This is a genomic window from Streptomyces sp. E2N166, from assembly GCF_003671715.1.
GTDB classification, from domain to species: Bacteria; Actinomycetota; Actinomycetes; order Streptomycetales; family Streptomycetaceae; genus Streptomyces; species Streptomyces thinghirensis.
The window spans coordinates 1,288,377-1,292,984 of the sequence record NZ_RAIF01000006.1 but is presented as its reverse complement, the minus strand read 5'-3'; the positions used below and the strand labels follow the sequence as shown (position 1 = coordinate 1,292,984).

The following is a 4,608-nucleotide window of genomic DNA, read 5'->3' as shown; positions in this document are numbered from 1 at the left end:
CACCACGGTCACCACCGTCAGAAGGGCTTCGGCCGCATGCTCTTCTCCAGCTGAGCGAACGGACGCGCGACGAAGCCCCGGCCGTACGGAACGGCCGGGGCTTCGGTGTGTGGACGATACTGGGATTGAACCAGTGACCTCTTCCGTGTCAGGGAAGCGCTCTCCCGCTGAGCTAATCGTCCTGGGGGTGGTGCGAGTGCTGCGTGCGCGATACTGGGATTGAACCAGTGACCTCTTCCGTGTCAGGGAAGCGCTCTCCCGCTGAGCTAATCGCGCGGGGATCCATGCGGATCGGTGATCCATGCGGATCGGTGATCCATGCGGATCAGTGGACGATACTGGGATTGAACCAGTGACCTCTTCCGTGTCAGGGAAGCGCTCTCCCGCTGAGCTAATCGTCCTTGGAGGTGGAGACGGGATTTGAACCCGTGTAGACGGCTTTGCAGGCCGTTGCCTCGCCTCTCGGCCACTCCACCAGGAGTGTAGGAGACCCGGGAGGCCCCCTGTTTCCTGCGAGCGGACGACGAGGTTCGAACTCGCGACCTCAACCTTGGCAAGGTTGCGCTCTACCAACTGAGCTACGTCCGCCTGTCGGTGCGGTCCGCTTGCGCGTCCCGGCGACGTCATGAACTCTAGCGGATTCCGGGGCCAGTACAAAAACGCGTTTGTGCAGCGTGCTGCGGTGCGTCCGGTCGCGGACCTGGTCAGGGCACCCGGAAGGACAGGTTCGGGTCACCTCCGGGACACCGGCCTAGACTCGACAGCGTGCCCGACCTCCCTCCCCTCGCCCGTTTCGGCGACCGCCTCGCCACCGGTCTCCTCGACGTCACGAGTGACCCCGCCGCCCTCGACTCCAGGGGCTTCTGGGCCGTCTGCGCGGACTTCGAAGGCCGTCTGACCTGCGCACGCTTCGCCGAGGTGCGGACAGCCCCGGTACCCGCGCCAGTAGCGGGAGGGTGGCGGGGACCGGCCGTCGGTGACTGGGCGTCCTCCCTCGACCGCACCGCGTACACGGCGGCCGTGCGGCGCATCCGCGAGCACATAGCCGCCGGCGAGGTCTACCAGGCCAACCTCTGCCGGGTGCTCTCGGCGCCCGTCGCCCCCAGCGCCGACGTGGACGCCCTCACCGCCCTGCTGGCCCGCGGCAACCCGGCGCCGTACGCCGGAACGATCCGGCTGCCCGGCCACGGCGTCGAGATCGCCACCGCCTCGCCCGAGCTGTTCCTGCGCCGGGAGGGCCGGGTCGTCGAGTCCGGGCCGATCAAGGGCACCGGGCGGACCGAGGCCGACCTGCTGGAGAAGGACTACGCCGAGAACGTGATGATCGTGGACCTGGTCCGCAACGACATCGGGCGGGTCTGCGCCACGGGCACCGTGACGGTGCCGGACCTGTGCGCCGTCGAGAAGCACCCCGGTCTCGTACACCTGGTCTCGTCGGTACGCGGCGAGCTGCGCGCCGGCGCCGGCTGGCCGGAGCTGCTCGGCGCGGCCTTCCCGCCCGGGTCCGTCACCGGCGCGCCCAAGTCGAGCGCCCTGCGGATCATCGACGCGCTGGAGACCGCGCCCCGGGGGCCGTACTGCGGGGGCATCGGCTGGGTCGACGCCGACCGGGGGACCGGCGAGCTGGCCGTCGGCATCCGCACCTTCTGGATCGACCGAGCCGCGGGACTGCTGCGCTTCGGCACCGGCGCCGGCATCACCTGGGGCTCCGATCCCGAGGGGGAGTGGCGGGAGACCGAACTCAAGGCGTCCCGGCTGCTCGCGGTAGCGTCGGGTGCGTACGAGGTGACCGGAAGCGGAGAGGCGCTACTGACGTGAAGATCTGGCTCGACGGCGGGCTGCAGGACATCGAGTCCGCCCGCGTCTCCGTCCTCGACCACGGACTGACCGTGGGCGACGGCATCTTCGAGACGGTGAAGGCGGTGGCCGGCAGGCCGTTCGCGCTGACCCGGCACCTGGACCGGCTGGCCCGTTCGGCGCGCGGCCTGGGTCTGCCCGATCCCGATCTCGACGAGGTGCGCCACGCCTGCGCCGCCGTCCTCGAAGCCAACCCCATGCCGCTGGGCCGGCTGCGCGTCACCTACACCGGCGGCCACGGCCCGCTCGGCTCCGACCGCGGCGAGCACGGCCCGACCCTCGTCGTCGCCCTCGGTGAGACCGGCCGCCGCCCCGACTCCACGGCCGTCATCACGGTGCCCTGGACCCGCAACGAGCGCGGCGCGCTCACCGGCCTGAAGACCACCTCCTACGCCGAGAACGTCGTCGCCCTCGCCCGCGCCCGTGAAAGGGGCGCCTCGGAGGCGCTGTTCGGCAACACGGTGGGGCAGCTGTGCGAGGGCACGGGGTCGAACGTCTTCGTCGTCCTCGACGGCGAGATCCACACCCCGCCGGTAGCCTCCGGCTGCCTCGCCGGAATCACCCGTGCCCTGGCCGTCGAGTGGACCGGCGCCCGTGAGACCGACCTGCCGCTGGACGTCATGGACCGCGCCGACGAGGTCTTCCTGACCTCCACGCTGCGGGACGTGCAGGCCGTGCACCGCGTCGACGACCGCGAACTGCCCGCCGCCCCGGGACCGGTGACCGCGAAGGCCATGCGGATCTTCGAGGAGCGGTCCGGGGACGACCTGGACCCGTAGGCGCGGATATTCGGCTGCGCTTCGCACCTCCGGCGGGTAGAACACCCGTGATGACCACCACCCTGCGGCCGACCGAGCCGCTTCAGCGCGCCGCCGACGGAACGCGTTCACGCCACTACCAGGTGTGCGTGAACAGCCGTCCCGTCGGCGCGGTACACCTCGGCACGTCGAAGGCCTTCGGTGACTCGGTGGCCGTGATCCACAAGCTGCGCATCGACGAGCCGGACCGCCGGCGCGGCCGGGGCACGGTGGCCGCCCTCGCGGCCGAGGAGATCGCCCGGGGCTGGGGCTGCGGGCAGATCGAGGCGAGCGTCGGCCCCGACGCCGTGGCGGGTCTGCGGCTCACCGCCGCGCTCGGCTACGTCCTGCGCACCCGCGGCATGACCAAGCAGCTCGGCGACACCCCGCCCGCCCTGCCCGCGGACAGCCGGGCGCGGCCCATGGCACGGGAAGAGTTCGACGTCTGGCAGGCCTACGAGTCGGAGCAGTACGCCCGGACCTGGATCGAGCGGGGAATGCCCGAGGCGGAGGCTCGCGAGAAGGCGCGCAGCGATCACGAGATGCTGCTGCCGCAGGGGCTGGACACGGAGAACATGCTGTTCAGCGTCCTGGAGCACGAGGGAACACGGGTCGGCGTCCTGTGGCTGGCGCTGTACGAGGGCCGGGCCTTCGTCTTCGACGTCGAGGCCGACGCGGCCCACCGGGGCCGGGGACACGGCCGTACGCTGATGCTGCTGGCCGAGGCGCAGGCGATCGCCGCGGGCCGACCCCTGATCGGGCTCAACGTCTTCGCGGGGAACACCGCGGCCGAGCGCCTCTACGAGTCGCTCGACTACGGGACGACGCGGTACAGCTTCTACAAACCGCTGCTCTGACAGCGGGCGGGAGCGGGTGGGGCGGGCCGAGGGGAGCGTTGCCGGATCAGTCCCGCTGTCCGGCCAGCAGCCGGTCCGCGATCTCCTCGACGCGCTCGCGCAGCCCCTCCTGGCTCTTGCCGCCGTCGAGGCGCTCACCGCCGATCACGTACGTGGGGGTGCCGGTCACGCCGATCGCCTTGCCCTCGGCCTGGTCGGCGTCGACGATCAGGATGTGCCGGCCGTCGATCAGCGCGGTGTCGAACTCCTCGGCGTCCAGTCCCAGTTCCCGGGCGACCTCCACCAGGAAGGGCTCTCCCTTGCGATCCAGCTCCGCCACCCGGCCCAGCACGGCCTCGGCGTACGGCCACCCCCGGCCCTGGGCGACGGCCTCCTCGGCGGCCTGGGCGGCGGCGAAGGAGTGCTTGTGCTTCTCCAGAGGGAAGTGCCGAAGCCGCAGCTCCAGACGGTCGCCGTAGCGGGCGCGCAGGGCGCGGAGGTCGTCCAGGGCGGTGTGGCAGTCCGGGCACTGGAGCTCGCACCAGACGTCGAGGACGGGCGCGGGACGGGCGGGGGAGGAGTCGCTCATGCTGACATTCTCCCAGCCGGCGGGACGGCACCCCGACCGCCCTCGTAGACGGCCACCGGCACCTGGGGAGGAGCCGACCCCTAGATCTCCCTGATCTCGGGCCTGAGCATGGCACCAAGGCGCCCGGACGGTGCAGGATGGAAGGGACAGAAGTACTCATGCCCGACCGAGCCCAGCCTGGAGGACCGGATGATTGCCGAGACCGTCTGCTCCGCGGTGTCCGCGGCAGGCCTGGGCATCGCGGCGATCACCGCGTACCGCAGGCGCTTCCTCACCGCGACCCGCATCGCCGCCTACTCCCTCGTCCCGATCGGCCTGGTGATGACCGGGCTCGTCGAGTGGCTGGCCGACACGGCCTTCAGCCCGGTGGCCTGGGCCGGCTTCGCGGTGCTGGGTGTGTCCTGGGTGCTGTTCATGACCACGCGCACCGTGGAGCGCCGCCGCGGCGGCACCCGCAAGGAGCGCAAGGAGGCCCGCGCCGCCGCACAGCGCGACGCGGTCGCCCCGGCGGCCTCGGAGCCCTCCCTGG

5 protein-coding genes and 5 tRNA genes are annotated in these 4,608 nt (G+C 71.7%); 4 read left to right on the top strand and 6 right to left on the bottom strand.

The features are described from left to right. Window positions 1–110: 110 nt before the first annotated feature. From EBH09_RS06270 to EBH09_RS06250, 5 genes are all read right to left on the bottom strand, one after another. Window positions 111–182, bottom strand: a tRNA-Val gene (locus tag EBH09_RS06270). A gap of 22 nt (window positions 183–204) precedes the next feature. Further along, window positions 205–276 (bottom strand) — tRNA-Val (locus EBH09_RS06265). Between the two features lie 53 nt (window positions 277–329). Then, a tRNA-Val gene (locus EBH09_RS06260) sits at window positions 330–401 on the bottom strand. A 1-nt stretch (window position 402) separates the two neighbouring features. After that, window positions 403–476 (bottom strand) — tRNA-Cys (locus EBH09_RS06255). 39 nt (window positions 477–515) lie between these two features. Beyond that, window positions 516–588 (bottom strand) — tRNA-Gly (locus tag EBH09_RS06250). A gap of 177 nt (window positions 589–765) precedes the next feature. Between EBH09_RS06250 and EBH09_RS06245 the strand changes: the two genes are divergently transcribed. The 3 genes from EBH09_RS06245 to EBH09_RS06235 are packed head-to-tail and all read left to right on the top strand — an operon-like array spanning window position 766 to window position 3,511. Further along, window positions 766–1,818, top strand: a complete 1,053-nt coding sequence (locus EBH09_RS06245) for a chorismate-binding protein (protein WP_121745952.1) — start codon at window positions 766–768, stop codon at window positions 1,816–1,818. Continuing rightward, the gene (locus EBH09_RS06240) at window positions 1,815–2,636 is read left to right on the top strand and encodes an aminodeoxychorismate lyase (RefSeq protein WP_121745951.1); all 822 of its coding nucleotides are present in this window, start codon (window positions 1,815–1,817) and stop codon (window positions 2,634–2,636) included. The genes EBH09_RS06245 and EBH09_RS06240 overlap by 4 nt, the downstream gene beginning before the upstream one ends. Window positions 2,637–2,686: 50 nt before the next feature. Continuing rightward, window positions 2,687–3,511, top strand: a complete 825-nt coding sequence (locus EBH09_RS06235; protein WP_193776129.1) for a GNAT family N-acetyltransferase — start codon at window positions 2,687–2,689, stop codon at window positions 3,509–3,511. A gap of 46 nt (window positions 3,512–3,557) precedes the next feature. Here the strand turns inward: EBH09_RS06235 and EBH09_RS06230 are convergent, their stop codons facing one another. Continuing rightward, window positions 3,558–4,079, bottom strand: coding sequence for a DsbA family protein (locus EBH09_RS06230; protein ID WP_121745949.1), 522 nt, complete (start codon window positions 4,077–4,079; stop codon window positions 3,558–3,560). A 189-nt stretch (window positions 4,080–4,268) separates the two neighbouring features. On the opposite strand from EBH09_RS06230, the gene EBH09_RS06225 reads away from it, so the two are divergent. After that, window positions 4,269–4,608 (top strand): hypothetical protein (locus tag EBH09_RS06225; protein WP_121745948.1); only part of this gene is annotated, 340 nt, incomplete at its 3' end.